This is a genomic window from Streptomyces sp. NBC_00386 (assembly GCF_036063235.1).
GTDB lineage: Bacteria > Actinomycetota > Actinomycetes > Streptomycetales > Streptomycetaceae > Streptomyces.
The window spans coordinates 8,373,639-8,392,027 of sequence record NZ_CP107950.1; the positions used below are offsets into that span (position 1 = coordinate 8,373,639).

Genomic DNA, 18,389 nt, shown 5'->3' on the forward strand with positions numbered 1-18,389 from the left:
TTGTTTGCTCCAGCCCATCCCGGCACTTCGGGTCACCGGTCGTGTTCAGGTCCGTGCTCACGGGCCCCCTCCCGAAGAGCGGTCGTGCCGCCCGTCACCGGCGGCCGCGGGATGGAGAACAGGCGGGCCCAACGGTGACGGCGCCGGTTGCGCGAGGGCGTCTTCGGCAGGGGGAGGCGTGGCGGGCGGGCCGGGCATTTCCAGCAGACTGCGCAGCGGGGAGCGGTAGAGGACCACGAGGGGGACGACGAGCAGACAGGTGCCGACGATCAGGGTGGGGCGCACGCCGATCCAGGTGCCGAGTCCGCCGGCGAGGAGTGCGGCAAGTGGCCGCGCACCGGAGGTGAGCCAGGTGCTCACGGCCTGCATGCGGGCTTGCATGCCGTCGGCGGTGATGACCTGGCGAATGGAGCGCTGGGTCGTTCCCGCGGCCGCGGCACAGGCCAGCTGCAGGAACAGGGCAGTACCGATGGCGAACTGCCAGGCGAGGCCCGGGGAAGCGAGCAGCAGAGGGATCTGGGTGAGCGGGGTGATCGCGAGCGCGGCGAGCATCATCGGTCCGGGCCCGTGCCGCGCCGCGAGTGACGGGGCGGCCAGCGCGCCGACCGCCGCGCCCAGGGCCCCGAGTCCCAGGACCACGCCGAAGACGGTCGTCCCCATCGTGAGGGACCGGAGCAGGTACAGCGCCCACAGGGTGTTGAGGAGCGCCAGGGCGGCCGACGTCGTGGCGTTGACCAGGGTCAGCGTGCGCAGCCGGTGGTCGCGGTGCACGTACCGCAGACCCTCACCGATCTCGGTGTGCAGCCGACGCCCCTTCGCGGGTGCCCGGGGGCTGTCGGGGACCTGGATGCGGGCGGTGCACCAGGCGCTGACGAGGTAGGAGATGACGTCCGCGACGAGTGCCCGGGCCGGGCCGAGGAGCGCGGTCAGGGCGGCGCCGAGGTTGCTGCCCGCGGTGGCGGCGACGGCGAAGAGCCCGCCGATCCGGCTGTTGCTCCGCTGGATCAGGGACCGGTCGACCAGGCTGGGCAGGATACTGATCGCGGCGGCATCGTGCAGCACGCCCGCCGCGCCCTGCACGGCCGCGACCACCATCAGCTGGGCCAGCGACAGCCTGTCCAGTGCGGCCGCTACCGGCACACCGGCCAGCGCGGCGGCGCTGACCAGATCACCGATGATCATCTGCTTCCGCTTGGAGTGGCGATCGGCGAGGGCCCCGGCGTGCAAGGCCAGCAGTGCGGGCGGCAGTTGCCCCATGAACGTCAGCCAGGCGACCTCGGCGGTGGTCGCGTCCAGTTCGAGTACCGCCAGCACGGGGATCACCATGGCGCTGATCGAGCTGCCGGCCACGCCGGCTGCCTGACCGGTCAAGTAGCGGCGGAAGTCGCGGTGTCGCCACAGCGAGGGCCGGGTGCCGGGTGAGGAGGGGTCAGTGCAGGAGGTCATGAAGCACCTCCTCGGCTTCCGCCAGGCGCTCGCACAGCTCGGCCACGGCGGCCTGCCGGTTCCGGCCGTACGCCTGAAGTTCCGGGGTGACAGCGGCCGGGTCGTCGACGGCCTCGGACAGGGGATACACGGAGCAGGCCGGGTACCCGGCTGCGGCCAGGCGTACGAAGAACGGTTGTCGGGGCAGCGTGGGAGGGGCGGAGAAGTCCGTGGCCGTGGGCGCGGCCGTCACGGCGGGGCTCGCCGAGGTGGCACCGCGGCGGCTCATGCGGGTGTCCCGTGCTTCTCGCCGTCCGGTTCGGACGTGATCTGGTAGGACAGCAACTGCCGGAATGGGCCCGGCTGTTGAGCGAGCTGCGCGTAGGTTCCCTGCTGGACGATCCTGCCTTCGTCGAGGACCACGATCCGGTCGGCGACGGCGACGTTGGTGATGCGGTGGGTCACCAGGAGCACCACGCGGTCCTGGGCGAGACCCCGCAGCCGCTGGAAGATGGAGTACTCGGCGCGGGGGTCGAGGTTCGCGGTCGGCTCGTCCAGGACCAGCAGTCCGGCCTGGCGGAAGAAGGCCCTCGCGAGGGCGATGCGCTGCCACTGGCCGCCGCTGAGTTCCTCCCCGTTGAGCCACTCGCGGGCCAGGAGGGTGTCCAGTCCGGCACCGAGCCTGTCGACGACCTCGTCGGCACCGGACGCCTCGCACGCCTCACGTACCGCCGCGTCGCCGCGCGCCGTGGGCTGTCCCTGGGTCACGTTCTCGCGCACGGTCAGTGGCCAGTGCGCGTAGTCCTGTGGCACCAGGGCGACCTGCTGCCACAGAGCCTGAGGGTCGGCGTCGCAGATGGGGGCGCCGTCCCACAGCACCTGACCGTCGGTGGGCAGGTACAGGCCGCTGACCAGCTTCGACAGCGTCGACTTCCCCGAACCGTTGAAGCCGACGAGAGCGGTGACCTCGCCGCGGCGCAAGGTGAGGGAGACGTCGGACAGCGCGTCGCGGTCCTTGCCGGCGTACCGGTGGGTGACCGACTTGACCTCGATGGTCTCCGGCGACTCGGGACGGTGCGGGCCCCGGCGCATGCGGAAGCCGCCGGCCTTGTCCAGGAAGCCGCTCCAGTCGTCCATGTACAGGCCTGTGCGCATGGCGCGCGCGCCGACGGACACCAGACCGCGGACCGACATGCCTACCGTCTGCAGAGCGAAGACAGCCGTTCCGGCCCGCCCGACGGTGATACGGCCGGTCGCGAGCAGCCACACGACCGCCGCCCACACCACCGCCGATCCCAGCCCTCCGCACAGCGCGCCGAACAGGGACATCCGGGCGCCCTTGTCAGCCGCGGCCCGGTCCTCACGGTTGATCCGGGCGACCGTCTGCCGGTACCGGCCGGACAGGAAGCCGGCCATGGTGCCGGCGCGGATCTGATCGGCGGCGTCCTTCGTGTAGATGTGCCAGCGCAGCACATTCAGCATGCGCTGGTCACCGTTGCTGCGCAGGTTCGCCAGGTAGCGCACACGGGCGGCACTGACCTGGGCCAGGGCCTGGGGAAGGCTGGCCGCCACCAGAAGCGGGAGAAGGACCCAGTGCACGCTGGCCAGTACCACCGCCCCGGCGAGGAAACTGGCGCCCGAGGCGATGAGGTCCTGGCCCTCGTCGATCAGGTCACCGGTGACCTGCGCTCCGCGGTCCGCGGCCTCGCGGTCGCGGTTGAAGTCGGGCTCGTCGTAGGCGCACAACTCGACCTCGGAGCAGCCGGTGAGCAGCATCTGCTCGGCCTCGCGCGACATCAGCGGGCCGAGCCGGGAGGACAGCCAGCTGACGGTGATCCCCAGCAGGGCACGTGCTCCGGAGGCTCCGGCCAGAAGGGCTACGGACGGCCAGGCTTCGAGGAGCCGGTGGTAGACGTCTCCGCCGGTGAAAAGTGCGGTGAGGGTGCCGCTGATGGCGACCAGGCCGAGGGCCTGCATCACGCCCGCGGCAGCTTGGCACAACAGCAGACCGGTGGTCGCTCTCCGGTCGACCCGCCAGGCGAGAGCCAGTGAACGGCGCACCAGCTGAGGCAGGCGCCGGGCCATGTCGCGCATTCGGATGGACCGGCCGGCCGCTTCGCGGCTGCCGGTCAGGTCGACGTAGCGCATCTGCGGTTCCGGGGCGGCGCCCGGCCCGGTTTCGGGGCGGGCGTCCGGCTCGTTCCGCGGTTCGGGAGACGGCGTCGCGGCTGGGGGTGTCACGGGGGTGGTGCGCGGCCCCGGGACGCTGTCGGCTGATGCATCACTGGGCTCGCTCATGCCGCCCACCCCGATGACGGTCGTGATGCGCGGGCGAACAGGGCGCGACGCACGTCGACGGGACGCCGGAACGCGGTGGCCCGGGCGACCTGAGCGGGGGGATTCTCGAACACGGGGTGAAGGGCGGTAAGCACGCGGACGGGATTCACGGATTCTCCTCGGTAGCGGGGAATGAGCGGAGCACCAGCACAACGTCCCTGATCAAGGGGCGGATACGGGCAGCACCGGGCGACTGGTCGAGTGCAAGTTCGATGCCGGGCGGGGAGGGCAAGTACTGTCGGCCCAGGCGCGAGGCACCTGCCCGTTCGATTCACTCGTCAAGGGGACAGCGGAGCGGTCGTAGCCCGAGCGGGGGATTGCGTGACGGCGTCGACGGCACTGGTCTCCTTCGGCGAGGTGCGGGTGTGCTCTGCGAATGGCACCCTCGCCCACGCCACCGACAATCAGCGGGGGAGGGCGCCGTGATCCGGACAATCCGACCCGGCGGTGTCTCCAGGTCCGTCCGCACTGCTGCGGGCCGATGACCTGGGGCGAAGCATGAAGAAAGGATTCTCGAACTGCCGTGGCGCAGCCCGGAATCGGGCGCCCGGCAATGTGGCTTGAAGTGCTTTCTGGCCGGGACGTCGACCGGAGCGGCGTCCCGTGAAGGGGCCCGGCGGCGGCTAGCATCGGCACCTCGATGCCCGGGGGCCTGCGTGGATCGTGTTTGTGCCTCGGCGCGCACCCGCTTGTCGACCAGGGTGAGCGGGCCGTCCGGCAGGTGGTACTGCCCGACCTCCACGCCGGACCCGTCCAGGACGAGGGTCAGGGTGTGGTGGAAGACGGTGCTGAGAAGCCCACCCGGCACCAGCACCGCCAGCTCCGCCGACGTCGGATTGCGCGCCTGGGGCGGCCCGCGCGCTGATCGCCGACCTCGGCGCCACCACGGGGCGCCCGTCACCCAGCGCGTTCCGCACCTCCTTGGAGATCTGCATACCTGGCACCAGGCATCCCCATTGAAACCATCGGAATCGGCCCGCAGGCGGCGTCGAGCGGCTAAGTTCCTGACAATCCGGATATCCGATGACTCTTTGACCCCTTGTTCGGAGGCAGTTGAATGACCGGAGTCGAAGTCGCGGCGGCCATGGTGTTCGCGTGGGCGGTCCGCAAGGCGCAGCGGGTGGGTGGCAAGGCGGACGGGATCGTCGACGGGACCATCGACGAACTCGGCGACCGGGCTCACAACGCCGTGATGGCGAAGTTGCGCGGGGAGCCGGCCGCCGAGCTGGCCGAGGTCGAGGCAGGGCAGGTGCTGCCGGTGCTGGCCCCAGAGGTTCGTGAGGGTCTGGAACTGGCGATCACGGAGGCGCTGCGTGCCGATCCGAGTGTCCAGGAACTCCTGGAACAGCTCGCGAACGCGGTGCGTGAGGCACGGGGCGAAACATCGTTGGTCACGCAGATGTCGGTGACCCGCAGCACGTTCTCGAACGACACGACGCACACTGCCAACACCTTCTTCGGCAAGGCCGTGGTGAACAGTGGCTCGGACGCGGAGGTGCACATCCAGATGTGAGATCTCCCTGACCGGAGCCCGGTTCAGCGTTCGCCGCTGAGCCGGGCCGCCTCGACGTGGTCCGGATGCCGTGTGCCGACTGCGGCGGCCAGCGCGGCGAGCGCCTGGTCCACCTCTGCGTCCGGCCGCGCGCCGTTCGCCGCCACAGCAGAGAGGTGACGGAGGATCAGTGCGTCAGGGTGGTTCGCGCCGATGGTGTCCACCGCCGCGGTGAGCGCGATGGCCGCCAACGCGACCGTCTGGGCGGGGTTTCCGGCGGCAAGCGCGATCCGGGCCAGGACTGTGCATGCCTGCACGGCGGTCGGGTGCCCGGGGGCGTCTGCCGCTACGGCGGCGAACCATACGGAGCGGGCGAGTTCGGCCGCCTCGTCGGGACGAGCGTCGGCCAGCAGGGCTTCGGCGAGGACACCGGCGATCCGCTGCGTGATCGGGTGGCCGGCGTCGAGGACGGCGAGCGCGTCCTGGTGGGCCTGTCGGGCATGCCGGACTGCTTCGGTGGTGCGTCCGGCCCGTCGGAGGCTGGAGGCGAGGTTGCTCCGGGCCCACAGCGTGTCGGGGTGCTGTGCCCCGTAGAGATGTTCGCGGCGGGCCAACACGTCCTCCTCAGCGGGGACGGCCGACTTGGGGAGGCCCGCGCGAGAGCGCATGCCGGCGAGGTTGCCTGTCAGTAGGAGCACGCGGGGGTCGTCGGGTCCGAGCGCGCTGAGCCGCGCGGCCTCGACCGGTTCCAGGAGTGCCACAGCCGCCGCGAACCGGCCTGCCCGGAAGATGGCTGCGGCCAGGTCCGCGCGGGCGGACCGGCTGTCGGGATGGTCCGCTCCCCACAGCCGCTCGCGGGTGTCGAGCAGTTCCTGCTGGAGGGTCAGTGCCTCTTCGGCCCGGCCGAGTTTCCCGAGCAATGTTGCGACGTTGGTGCGGGCGGCGAGGGTGTCCCGGTGTTCCGCCCCGATACGCTCGACGCGTTCCGACGCGACCTGCCGCATCAGCTCCAGCGCCTCGACACCCCGGCCTGCCTCGTCGTAGGCGAGGGCGAGGTACAGCCGGAAGCCGGAGCGGTCCTCGGCGTCCACGGCAGCCGTCTCGGCCCCGGCCACCACGTCCTCGAGTTCCGTCAGCGCCTCGGTGTGTCGGCCAGTCGAGCCTAGCTCGCGGGCCCGGGCGCAACGGCTTTCCAGGACGGACGGATGGTCGGGGCCGAGCAGATGGGCGGCGAGCTCGGCGTTGCGGCCGTGCAGCTCGGCGGCGGCCCGGCTGTCACCGAGGGCGGCAAGGCTGTGAGCGAGGTTGTTGCGGGTCAGTCGGGTGTCGGGATGCCCGGGGCCGAGGGCCGTTTCGCGCACTTCGAGGACGCGCCGCTCCACGGCGACCGCCTCGTCCACCCGGTCCGCGTCCCACAGGTACGCCGCGAGGTTGAGCTCGGCGCTGAGGGTGTCCGGGTGTTCCGGTCCCAGCAGCTTCCGTCGCGCTTCGGCCACCTCCCGGCCCAGCGCGAGAGCCTGGTCGAACTGCCCGGCGTTGCGCAACGAGGTCGAGAGGTTCGCTTTGGCGTCGAGCGTGTCCGGGGAGCCGGGACCGCTCAGTTCCGTGCGGCGGGCGAGCACGTCCTGGCCGATCTCGATCGCCTCGGCGGTGCGGCCGCACCGGGCCAGGGCGACCGCCAGGTTTCCCCGTGCGGTGAGCGTGGCGGGCGCCGACGCGCCGTGCAGTCGTTCCTCCGTCTCCGCGACGGCCCGGGTCACTGCGGCCGACTGCTCGCCCTGCCCAGCCTCGTGGAGGGCGGCACCGAAGTTGACCGCGGCCGTCAGGCTCTCCTTGTGGTCCTCCCCGTAACGCTCCACGATTGCCGCCAGGGTCGTCCGGGCGAGCTCGACCGCCCTCGAGAAGTCTCCCGTCGCCACCAGCATGCTGCTCAGGCCGCTGCGGGCTCGCAGGACGATCGGATGGTCGGTGCCGAAGGCGGCTTCGGCGTCGGCGAGCAACTGTTCCTGGACGGTGATCGCCTCGGCGACACGGCCGGCGTCCCTCAGACGTCGGGCGAGCCCAGTGCCCATCGACAGCACCACAGGATCGGCGGGCGGCCTCGATGCCACCCGGTCCGCGAGGGAGCGGGCCAGGTCGAGGGCCTCGTCATGCAGGCCGAGCCTGGACAGCCCGTCAGTGAGGTTCGCCAGTGCGGTCAGGGTGATCGGGTGGTCTTCTCCGAGTACCTCGGTCGCGTCGGCGGCGACCGTACGAACCTCCTCCACGGCTTGGGCGGTGTGCCCGCAGCCCTGGAGGGCGAGGGCCGCGTTGATCCGGCTGTTCAGCGTGCTGGGGTGGGAGAGGCCGTGGGTACGGGCCTGGATCCGCAGGACGGCACGGTTCTCGTTGAGGCTGTCCCGCAGACGGCCGCTGCTCGCCCAGACGGCCGCGAGGGACTGGCGGGCGATCAGGGTGTCGGGGTGTTCCTCGCCCAGCAGGTCGGACCGCCGACGGACGACCTCGGCCAGGCCGGCCGCGGCCTCGGTGGCGTGGCCCAGCACCGACTGGACCATCGCCAGGTTCTGTCGGACGGTCAGGGTCTCCGGGTGCTCCTCACCGCGCTGTGCCACCTCCGTGTCGTACACCTCCCGCAGCATCGCCTCCGCCTCGGCCAGCCGGCCGTCGGACTTCCTGGCTGCGGCAAGGCTGACCCGCGAGGCGCGGGTGTCCGGGTGGGCCGCGCCCAGGACCTTCGTACGCAGTGCCTCGATGCGTTCCAGCAGCGGCCGGGCCTCGTCGAGGCGCCCAGCGGCGGTCAGCGCCCCGGCGAGCGCGGCGGCGCAGCGCAGCGCGATCGGATGGTCCTCCCCCAGGGAGGTGACCGCGGTGGCGAGCACAGCCGCCCCGACGGCGGCCGCCTCGGCCGGGCGGCCGAGCACGACCAGCGCCGAGGCGGCGAGCATCCGGGCATCCAGCGTCGCCGGGTGTTCCTCGCCCAGGGCTGCCGACAAGGCGTCGGCCGCACCGGTGGCCCGCTCCAGCGCCTCGTCGCCACGCCCGGTCAGCAGGGCGGTCACCGCCACCACGAACCGGGTATCGGCGGTCGTGGGATGGCCGGGGCCGTGCAGCGCCTCACGGCGCGCCAGGAGCCGCGTGGCCCCCGCGTGGGCGGCCTGGGCGTCCCCGGTCCGCATCAACCGGGTGATCAGCACCGCTCCCGCCACCTGCAGATCGCCGTTCGTGCCGAGGCCTTCCAAGGCACCGGACTGGTCCAGGACCGCCTGCTCGTACGCGGCTGCCGCCTCCGGTCGGCCGCAGAGCCGTTCGGCGTCCGCCGCGGCGAGTCGAGCGGCGAGGGTGACCGCGTGGCCCGGGCCGAGCCCGGACACCGCGTCACCGACCAGTGCATCGGCCAGCGACGCGGCCGTCGAGTAGCGGCCAGCCGCGTTGTGGGCCTCGACCACGACCAGGCACGCGCTCAGGTGCGGTTCCGAGTCCTCGCCGGCGGTGCGCGCCGCCCGTTCGGCGGCGTCCTGGGCGAGGGCCAGTCCTTCGGCATGGTCGCCGGTGACGACCAGGGTCTCGGCCCGGCCGGTGAGGGCCGCGACGGTCTCGGGCGCGTCCGCGCCGAGCAGACGCTCGGTGGTCTCGGCGTGCGCCTCCCAGATGCCCACTGCGTCGCGCAGCAGCCCGGCGGAGGCGGAACTGTGGGCGTATCGGGTGAGCAGCCGGGGACCGTCCGGGACGGAGTAGAGCCGTTCCCCGAGGTTGGCGTGCAGGCGGCGCGCGTTCGCCCGCAGGGTGTCCTCCAACTCGGCGTCGGTGTAGTCATGTTCGGGCCACAGGTCGAGCAGGGCGGTGGCCGCGCAGGCGGCCCAGGTGGTGAGTTGGTCGGGGCGGAGGGTGTCGCGGGCCGCGCGGGCGGTGAGGGCGTGCATCTGCACGGCGCGCGGCTCGGCCCGCCGGCTGTGGGTGAGGAGTCCGTACTCGTGCAGGACCCGCAGCGCGGCATCACCGACGCCCCGTCTGCCTAGGCCCGGCCAGTCCTCGGCCCCCTGGCCGATCAGCAGGTCCCGGACCACCGGTGCCTGCCACAGGCGTTCGGGGTGACCTACGGGGTCGTAGCAGGCCGCGAGGCACAGGGCAGGCATGGCGGCACCATGAGGGCGGCATTCCTGGGCCGCAGCCAGGGAAAGCAGGAGCGCCGCGGCGACTCCTAAGCTGCGGGCGCCCGGATCCGGGGGCAACACTTCGTCCAGGCTGTCAGCCCGTTCGCGCAGCCCGCACAGGTACTCGTCGGCGGTCAGTTCGTTGGTGATCATGGCGGCTGCGGCGTACCCGAGGGCGAGCGGGAGGTGTCCGAGCTCCTCGGCAAGCTCGGACAGCTGTGCCGTGCGCTTCTCGTCCGCCAAGTAGGCCACCTCGGAGACGAGGATGCGCTTGCGCAGGAAGGCGAGCGAATCGGCCGGTTCGAAGGTCCCGACCGGTACCACGGTGCCGAACAGTCCACCGGCAGAGGCCCCACGCAGTCGGCTGGTCGCGATGACCCGGCGGCCGTCGGCGGTGCTGTGCGGCAGGCGGTCGGCGAGGGAGGACGGATCGGCGAGGTTGTCCAGGACAACCAGGGCGGAGGGTCCGGGGGTGCGGAACCAGTCCAGGAACGACTCGGCCTGCCGGTCGAGATCGCGGGCCGGGAGCTTGGGCAGGAGCAGCCGCTGCGCGGCCTTGGCGTACGAGGCGGTCAGAGATGGGCCGTCGGTGGCGTCCGCCCACAGTACGAACCGGCTGGCGCCGCTGTCCACCGCCCGGTGCGCGTGGGCTGCGGCCGCCTGCGACTTGCCGACCCCTCCGGGCCCGCTGAGCAGGACGGACCGATGCTCCGCGAGCGCGTCGGTCAGGCGCTGCCCCACCTCCGGGCGCAGCTGGTCCGCCGAGTCCGGGCCGGGAATCGGTCCGAGCGTGAGCGGCCAGCTGACTTCTGCGGGCTTTTCGGTCACGTTGACCGTAGCCCGCTCCCCGGTCACGTACACGGTCTTGCCGTGGAAGTTGAGGGTGTGAGGGGCCTCAGCGGACAGGTCGTCCAACTTGAGGACGCGCAGTCCCTCGGCTAACTCGCCGAGAGTCGCCTGCCGTTCGTTCTCGCGTGTGTCTGCTTGCTCGTTCACCGGTCCAGTGTCGTGGCCGGATCCCTCCCTTGCAGGAAAAAATGGCAGGAGTCCGTATCAGCCCTTGCTCGAGACCGCCGATGGGATATGGGTGCTGATCTACGGAACTGGCCCGGTCTTCCCCGTCCGGGACACTTCGTTCGTCCCAGCCGCGCTGATCGACGAGCTCGGGGACGTGCGCCAGGGCCTGTGTGATGTTGTGATCAGCCGGCTGTCTTTAGAGGGTGTTGATCCAGATGATGGAGGCGCGGAGGTGGAGGCCGGCGAGGTAGCTCTCGGGTGTCTTGTCGTATCGAGTCGCGATGCCCGCCAGGCTTTCAGCTCGTGATCAGGCGCTCGACGGTGTTCGGCTCCTTGTACAGACCGGCGTCGTGGCGCGTGGGGCGGCCGCCCCGGCTGCCCTTCTTCCTCCGTTCGGCGGCCTGGTCCTTCAGGCGAGCTTCGGTACGCCTCCCAGGCGCGCAGGAGCGGCCGTGCCTCTACGTCTCGATGCTGCCGCGCGGTCAGGGGAGGCCATGTGCGCCACTTCCTCCGACCTCCGGGCGTTCGGCGGGTACACGGCACTGTGCGAACGGGGACTGCGCGTTCCGCACGACATCAGCGTCGTCGGCTTCGACGACGTTCCGATCGCCCGGTGGAGCGACCCCACCCCCTCGCCACCGGGCGTCAGCGCCTTCAGGCCACGGCCGCCCGGACACTGCTGCGTCTGATCGACGGGAGGACCGACCTGCCGCGCGTCGAACTCGACACGCAGCCGGCCGTCCGCGACAGCACCGCCGCATTGCGCCCGGACGGAGGAGCGGCGGCGTCCTGCACGGACGGCGCAGGGCCGGAGCGTCACCGCCCCGGCCCCTGTCCGTTCCGCCCGCTCTACGGCTCGGTGCCCCAGACGAGGGTGCCCGACACGTACACGGTCACCTTCGCCGCGTCCGCGTAGGAGGTGCCGGCGCCCCGGCTGTAGTCGTTCGACTCGTCGAAGTTCGACCAGTCCGACTTGGCCATGCGCAGCTGCAGATCACCGCTGTCCGCTCCGGCCGCCAGCGAACCGGAGGTGAAGCCCACCTCCAGGTAGTGGTCCGCGCCCGTGCGGCTCGGGGAAACGGCGCTCACCGAAGTCTTCACCGTGGAGCAGCCGAGCTGCGCCCAGTCGCAGAAGGTCTGGTAGCCGGCGGAGGTGGACTCCCCGGTGAACCAGTAGCGGATGGTCACCTTGGACAGGTCGACCGCGGCGGAACCGCTGTTGAGGAGCTTGAGGCCGGGCCTGATCCCGTTGTCACCGGTGGAGGAGTCGTTGTTCTTGTACTGCGCCTTGAGGCCCGAGGTGCCTCCTCCTCCGCCCGATGCCTTGGTGGTGGCGGACACCGCGGTGGACGAGGCCGAGACGTTGCCGGCCGCGTCCTTGGCCTTGACGGTGTACGTGTAGGTGCTGGAGGCGGCGAGCCCGCTGTCGGTGTAGGACGTGGTGGTGGCGCTGCCGACCTTGGTGCCGTCGCGGTAGACGTCGTATCCGGTGACCGCGGTGTTGTCCGTGGACGCGCTCCAGCTCAGGGTGGCGCTGTTGCTCGTCGTGGAGCTGACCGTGAGACCGCCGGGAACGGTCGGGGCCTGCGTGTCACCGCCGCCACCCGATCCGCTCAAGGGCGGGTTGGCGTTGGCGAGCAGCTGGCGGAACTGGGCGGAGAACCAGTGCCCGGCGAGCGGGGAGTTGGCCAGTGCTCCGGTGAGGTTGTTCCCGTTACGCCCGTTCCCCGTGTACGTGGGGTCGCACATCCGGTCGAAGCCCTTGCCCTCGTCGTTGTCGACGGCCTGGCTGGCCCCGTCGGACTCACCCGGCGGCTTGGCCCACACGTAGGCGTCGATTCCGGTGTCGGGTGCGGTCGCCGGGCGCTCGCCGAGACCCGCCCCGCTCTGGTTGCACCAGTTTCCGGCGTGGATGCGCCGGTCGATGCGACCGCCGTCCACGTAGGCGTCGACGCTGGTCGTCGGGCCGGGACCGGTCGGCCGGGCCGAACCGCCCCAGCCGTTGCGCGAGGTGTCGATGAGCATGCCGATGCCGGCGTCGAAGCCCTGCGCGACGAGCGCGGTGCGCAGGCCCTGCGCGTACGAGCTCTCGTCGTCGTACTGGTTCCAGTCGATCCACTTCGACTGGCGTACCGTCTGCCCGTTGACCGTGTCCGTCACCTTCACGTACGGCTCTTTGGTGGCGGAGTAGTTGGCGGTGTTGACGATGAAGCCCGTCACGTCGTTCACGGTGGCGCCGTTGGTGGTGGCGGCCTTCTTGAACTCCTGGGCCGACGGCGTGAGGTTGCTGTCCCAGCCGAGCCAGCCGTGGTGGCCGGCGTCGATGTAGTTGTAGGCGTTGGGCAGAGCGCCGAGCTTGTGGAGGGCGTAACCGACGCCCTTCTCGTAGTTGCCGTTCGCCTTCATGGTGGCGCACTGGGTCGTGGAGCCGGCGGTGCCGCCCGCGTTGGTCACGAGGTTGGGCAGCGAGTCGGGCTCGATGAGGTTGACTATCCGCAGGCTCGCGTAGGCCGGGTCGGCGAGGATCGCCGCGATCGGGTCGATGTAACTGCTCTGGTAGGTGGCCAGGTCGTCGGGGCCGAGTTCGCCGTTGGAGGCGAGGGCCGCGCAGTCCCGGCCCGGCAGGTCGTAGATGACCAACTGGACGAGGTTGGCGCCCTGCGCCTTGGCCGCGTCGAGGTGCGCCTTCAGACCACGGGCGTCGGCGGTGCCCTGGATCGCGGCCATCCGGTCCAGCCAGACGAAGGTGGGCTGGTCGGAGATGGCCGAACCGCCCGGCTCGGCCGCGGCCTTGGCCGACCAGTCGGGATTCACGTAGGCCTTCGCGCCGACGTAGGGATTGTCGAGTTTGGCCGCCGCGGTCGCGGTGGTCGGAAGGGCGGCGACGGACAGGGCTCCGAGAAGGGCACCGACGGCCAGAGCGGCGGTCCGCTTCGGTCCGCTTCGGCGCACGGTGGAGTCGGGTCTACGGGAAGGCATCGGCCATCTCCTGGGGAGAGCAGGCGGGTACGGTCGGCGTGCGGGATCGCCGGCGGCCACCGGGTGTGCCGCGGCTCGGGCACACCGGACGGAACTCCGCCGGACGGGCGTTGCGTTCAGGCATGACGAAGGTGCGACCGCGTGCGTCGCGCAAGCTGGAGCTGGAGGGCCGCCGAACATGAGCGTGCCGCTGCGTCGTCCGGACGTGGCCCCGGCATCTGGCCGGCGCGCGTGGACGGTGCCCGGTCACTGATGTGACGGCGGGGACATGGGGGTGAAGGTGGGAGCGCTCCCAAGGTGCGGCGTTCGACCTGTGGATGTCAACACTCGTGCGAAAGATCCCCTGCTGACGATCCGTCATTTATCGGCTCCGTGGCCCGACTTGCCCGCGGGCCGCGCGGGTGCGAGCCGGGTTGCAGCGGGCGCGAAGGCATGGGAGACCTGGGAAGCGTCCCGCGGAGAATTGGGAAAGCGGGGCACGCCCTGCATGGCCGCAGTGGTGCGCGGGCGTGGTCCGAACGGGGCGTGCCCGCGGTCGACAACTCCGCCGAGGGGCACGATCGGCGCGTGAGGTATTGACGCGAACACGCTTAGTGGCTTCCATGTGCGCAGTCCGGCTTCGACGAGCCGGCCGTCGGGAGCGGGACACTCCTGCCGGTCCGCGGGAGCCGCCATGCCGGATGCCCATCCGCCTGCCCGCCCGGAGACGTGCGCCCAAGAATGGGAGCGCTCCCACCCGGAGAGGACCCCCACACCATGCGTCACCCACCCTCATTCCGCGTCAGGCGCGCCCTGGTCGCGCTCCTCACCGCGGTCCTCGCGGCTCTCGTTCCGTTCACGGTGGCCGCGCCCGCGCAGGCGGCCGCCGCCTCGTCCCCGTCGTCCGCGGCAGCCGCGTCCGGCGCCGGATACTGGCACACCGAGGGCCGCCGGATCCTCGACGCGCAGAACCAGCCGGTGCGCATGGCAGGCATCAACTGGTTCGGGTTCGAGACGTCCAACTACGTTGCGCACGGCCTCTGGTCGCGCGACTACAAGTCGATGGTCGACCAGATGAAGTCCCTGGGCTACAACACCATCCGCCTGCCCTACAGCGACGACATCTTCAAGGGCACCCAGCCCAACGGCATCACGTACGCCAACGGTCTGAACTCCGACCTGCAAGGTCTCAGCTCGCTCCAGGTGATGGACAAGATCGTCGGCTACGCGGGCTCGATCGGCCTCAAGGTCGTACTCGACCGTCATCGGCCCGACTCCTCGGCCCAGTCGGCGCTCTGGTACACCTCCGCCGTCCCCGAGGCGACCTGGATCGCCGACCTCAAGGCCCTGGCAGGGCGCTACCAGGGCAACACCGCCGTGATCGGCATCGACCTGCACAACGAGCCGCACGATCCGGCCTGTTGGGGCTGCGGGGACACGGGCACCGACTGGCGGCTCGCGGCGGAACGGGCCGGCGACGCGGTCCTGTCCGTCAACCCCAGCCTGCTGATCTTCGTCGAGGGCGTCCAGACGGTGAACGGTCAGGGCACCTGGTGGGGCGGCAATCTCGCCGGGGTCGCCACCGCGCCGGTGCGGCTGAGTGTCGCCAACCGCCTGGTCTACTCGGCCCACGACTACGCCACCAGCGTCGCGCAGCAACCGTGGTTCAGCGACCCGTCGTTCCCGGCGAACATGCCGGGCATCTGGGACAAGTACTGGGGCTACATCTTCAAGCAGAACATCGCCCCCGTCTGGCTCGGCGAGTTCGGCACCACCCTGCAGTCGACGGTCGACCAGAAGTGGCTCGCGGCGCTCGTCGACTACCTGCGCCCCACGAACACGTACGGGGCCGACAGCTTCAACTGGACCTTCTGGTCGTGGAATCCGAACTCCGGCGACACGGGAGGCATCCTCAAGGACGACTGGCAGACCGTGGACACCGTGAAGGACGGCTACCTGGCAGCCATCAAGGCCCCGGGCTTCACCGGAGGCGGGGGAGGCGGAGATACGACCGCGCCCTCGGCACCGACCGGACTGGCCGTGATCGGTACCACCGCGTCGAGTGTGTCCCTGTCGTGGAAGGCCTCCGCCGACGACACCGGGGTGACCGGTTACGACGTCTATCGCGGTACCGCCAAGGCCGGTGAGGCCACCGGTACGTCCTTCACCGACACGGGCCTCACCGCGGGGACCCGCTACGACTACACCGTGCGGGCTCGCGACGCGGCCGGCAACACCTCCGCGGCGTCCGCGTCGGTCACCGCGACGACCGCCGGCATCGGGGGCGGCTCCAGCGGATGCAGCGCCGCCTACAAGGTGAGCAGCGACTGGGGCAGTGGATTCAACGCCGACATCACGGTCACCAACACGGGCTCCTCGGCGACCAAGTCGTGGCAGGTCACCTGGGAGTGGCCGGGCAGCCAGACCATTTCATCGATGTGGAACGCCTCCTACAGCCAGGTGGGCAGGACGGTGACCGCGAACAACGCCGACCACAACGGCGTCATCGCGGCCGGCGCCTCCACCGGCTTCGGGTTCGGTGCGGCGCCGGGTGGCGCCGGTACGCCGGTCCTGAACTGCCGGGCCGGCTAGGGAGATTGTCCGGGCCTGTCTCGGCCGGACCGCAGCACACGCCGTACGGTGCGGCAGAGGACATGGTGAGCCTCGCCGTGCGGCGGCACGCGGACGAAGCGGGACGGACGTCCTCCCCGCCTTCGGGACGGACAGCACCGTCTCGCATCCGCCGCACGGCGAGAGAACCCACCCCACACACCACAGAGTGACCCGTCGGAAAGTGTGGTGGGTCAACCCCTGATGGGCTTGCGACTCGTATCCGGCACCAGTGCGAGGTTCTGTCCGGGACGGGGAAAGAGGAGGCTCACTGCCGGGGCAGTGAGCCTCCTCCCTCTCATGCCAGGGCGAACTTCTGGGCGCCGGAGCTGTTGCAGTCCCAGATCTGGAGGCGTGTGCCGTTCGCGGTGGCACCCGACGGTGAGTCGATGCACCGGCCGCTGGCCGGGTTGGACATCGAGCCATCGGCGTTGGCGACCCAGTTCTGGTAGGCACCGCCGTTGCAGGCGGCCAACTGGAGCTTTGTGCCTGCGGTGTTGACACCGCCGGCGATGTCCAGGCACTTGCCCAGCGTGCGCAGGGTCTGACCGTTCCACGTCCACTTCTGGTCGAGCGAGGTCGCCTGCTGGCAGTCCCACAGCTGGACCGCGGTCCCGTCGCCGCCGGTGTCGTCGCCCGCCACGTCCACGCACTTGCCGCCCGGTCCGTAGATCGGGGTACCGATGGCGAAGTTCTGGGCGCCGGAGCTGTTGCAGTCCCAGATCTGGAGGCGTGTGCCGTTCGCGGTGGCACCCGACGGCGAGTCGATGCACCGGCCGCTGGCCGGGTTCCTCAGCGAACCGTCGGTCTGCCGCACCCATGCCTGGTAGCCGCCGCTGTTGCACGTGGCGAGCTGCAACTTCGTACCCGCGGCGCTGTTGCCGCCGGCGATGTCCAGGCATTTGCCGAGGGTCTGGAGGGTCTGGCCGCTCCAGGTCCAGTGCTGGTCCTTGGCCGCCGACTGGCAGTCCCACAGCTGGACCGCGGTGCCGTCACCACCGGTGTCGTCACCCGCCACATCGACACACTTGCCGCCTGGTCCGGTGATCGTCTGGCCGGTCGACGAACCGCCGCCGCCACCTCCGGAGCCAGACCCCTTGTTGTAGACGGCCACGGAGTCGACGACCAGCTTGCCGCCGGAGACCGTCGACGCGTTCGGGCCCCCACCGAAGGCGTCCGGGAAGCCTCCGCCGATCGCCAGGTCGTAGATGATGAAGAAGGGGTGGTCGACCGCGTCGGCCCAGGTCGTCGCGTCCACCTGGTTGGCGCTGACGGTGAAGAAGTTGTTCCCGTCGAGGTAGAACCTGATCTGCTCCGGCGACACCGAGCGGTCGATCTCCGCCGCGTAGTCGTGGAAGCCGGTCTGGCAGCCGGCGCAGGCGCGTTCACCCGAGCCGATGCCGGTCGACTCGTTGCAGGGCCCGCCCGGGTTCACGCCGCAGTGGAGGGTGCTGAAAACGGAGCTGCGGCCGTTGATGTCCTCCATGATGTCGATCTCGCCGGACTTCGGCCAGGTCACACCGTCGCGCAGCGGCGCGCCGAGCATCCAGAACGCCGGCCAGTAGCCCGCCCCGTTGGCGGTGGTGACGTTGGGCTGCTGGAGGACGGACTCGATACGTACGACTCCGCCGGCCGGGGCGCCGAAGGCCGCCGACTGGGTCTCCACGCGCCCGGAGGTCCATCCGCCCCGAGGGTCGGAACCGGAATGCAGCGCTTGGAGAACCAGATGCCCCTGGCCGTCGTAATAGACGTTCGAGGTGCTGTTGGTCATGGTCTCGATCTCACCGGTGCCGAAGTTGCTGCCCGGCCCGGTGTCGTACTTCCACAGGTTCTGGTCGATGCCGGTGCCGGACGCGCCGTTGAAGTCGTCGCTCCAGGTGAGCGTGAAGCCCGACGGCGTCGGGGGCACTGCCGCTTCGGCGTTCAGCGTCCCGGTGACGGTGGCCGCCACCGTCACCACGACGACGGGAATCAGGGTCAGCGCCCTCTTCCATCCGCGGCGCCGTGGTCTTGCAGGGGATAATTGCATATGTCCGACCTTCGAAGGAAAGGCGTGATCGTGTTTGTCCGCTACGCCGCCCCGGCGATCTCCATCAACGGTGAGCAGTGCACGCGCACTTGGGGATCTGGATGACGGCGAACAGGCGAGGACCGGCACCTGGGCTGCCGTGGACAGGCAGGCCCACTGCGGGCGGCCGGACTCCCGTCCCTCGGCCGGCGGACACACCATCAGCGCAGGTGACGGCTGGCGGGTGTTGAGCCGTGTGGAGTTCTGTGCGGGGCGACGTTATTGGACCGGACCAATGCAGTCAAGGCTGTTCGACGGACCTCGACTTGGAGGAACCGATGGCCCTGGTTCTGTTCTGAGGGGGCGGTTCATGCGGGGCAGTCATGACAGG

At 70.8% G+C, this 18,389-nt stretch carries 9 protein-coding genes and 1 pseudogene; 3 read left to right on the forward strand and 7 right to left on the reverse strand.

Annotated elements, in window-relative coordinates:
• Positions 1-57 precede the first annotated feature (57 nt).
• The 3 genes from OG780_RS36745 to OG780_RS36755 are packed head-to-tail and all read right to left on the reverse strand — an operon-like array spanning position 58 to position 3,573.
• Positions 58-1,446 carry an MFS transporter gene (locus OG780_RS36745; RefSeq protein ID WP_328455524.1) on the reverse strand — a complete coding sequence of 463 codons (1,389 nt, stop codon included), beginning with the start codon at positions 1,444-1,446 and terminating at the stop codon, positions 58-60.
• Complete coding sequence (locus tag OG780_RS36750) at positions 1,430-1,714, reverse strand: hypothetical protein (RefSeq protein WP_328455526.1); 285 nt, start codon at positions 1,712-1,714, stop codon at positions 1,430-1,432. Before OG780_RS36750 ends, OG780_RS36745 begins: the two co-directional genes overlap by 17 nt.
• A complete protein-coding gene (locus tag OG780_RS36755) occupies positions 1,711-3,573 on the reverse strand; it encodes an ABC transporter ATP-binding protein (RefSeq protein WP_328458642.1) in 1,863 nt (620 codons plus the stop codon). The genes OG780_RS36750 and OG780_RS36755 overlap by 4 nt, the downstream gene beginning before the upstream one ends.
• Before the next feature lie 1,246 nt (positions 3,574-4,819).
• Here OG780_RS36755 and OG780_RS36760 point away from each other — a divergent pair.
• The gene (locus OG780_RS36760) at positions 4,820-5,275 is read left to right on the forward strand and encodes a hypothetical protein (protein ID WP_328455528.1); all 456 of its coding nucleotides are present in this window, start codon (positions 4,820-4,822) and stop codon (positions 5,273-5,275) included.
• Between the two features lie 23 nt (positions 5,276-5,298).
• Here the strand turns inward: OG780_RS36760 and OG780_RS36765 are convergent, their stop codons facing one another.
• Both OG780_RS36765 and OG780_RS36770 read right to left on the reverse strand, forming a co-directional pair.
• Positions 5,299-10,401 (reverse strand): tetratricopeptide repeat protein, encoded by a 5,103-nt coding sequence (locus OG780_RS36765; RefSeq protein ID WP_328455529.1) that lies wholly within the window; start codon positions 10,399-10,401, stop codon positions 5,299-5,301.
• Positions 10,402-10,618: 217 nt separating this feature from the next.
• A pseudogene (locus OG780_RS36770) lies at positions 10,619-10,832 on the reverse strand (hypothetical protein); the annotation flags it as partial.
• Here OG780_RS36770 and OG780_RS44760 point away from each other — a divergent pair.
• The gene (locus OG780_RS44760; RefSeq protein ID WP_443062344.1) at positions 10,773-11,111 is read left to right on the forward strand and encodes a substrate-binding domain-containing protein; all 339 of its coding nucleotides are present in this window, start codon (positions 10,773-10,775) and stop codon (positions 11,109-11,111) included. The pseudogene OG780_RS36770 and the gene OG780_RS44760 overlap by 60 nt on opposite strands.
• Before the next feature lie 160 nt (positions 11,112-11,271).
• Here the strand turns inward: OG780_RS44760 and OG780_RS36780 are convergent, their stop codons facing one another.
• The gene (locus OG780_RS36780) at positions 11,272-13,401 is read right to left on the reverse strand and encodes a glycoside hydrolase family 6 protein (protein WP_328455533.1); all 2,130 of its coding nucleotides are present in this window, start codon (positions 13,399-13,401) and stop codon (positions 11,272-11,274) included.
• 756 nt (positions 13,402-14,157) lie between these two features.
• On the opposite strand from OG780_RS36780, the gene OG780_RS36785 reads away from it, so the two are divergent.
• The gene (locus tag OG780_RS36785) at positions 14,158-15,972 is read left to right on the forward strand and encodes a cellulase family glycosylhydrolase (protein WP_328455535.1); all 1,815 of its coding nucleotides are present in this window, start codon (positions 14,158-14,160) and stop codon (positions 15,970-15,972) included.
• A 316-nt stretch (positions 15,973-16,288) separates the two neighbouring features.
• On the opposite strand, the gene OG780_RS36790 is transcribed toward OG780_RS36785, so the two are convergent.
• The gene (locus OG780_RS36790) at positions 16,289-18,019 is read right to left on the reverse strand and encodes a ricin-type beta-trefoil lectin domain protein (RefSeq protein ID WP_328455537.1); all 1,731 of its coding nucleotides are present in this window, start codon (positions 18,017-18,019) and stop codon (positions 16,289-16,291) included.
• Between the last annotated feature and the right edge of the window lie 370 nt (positions 18,020-18,389).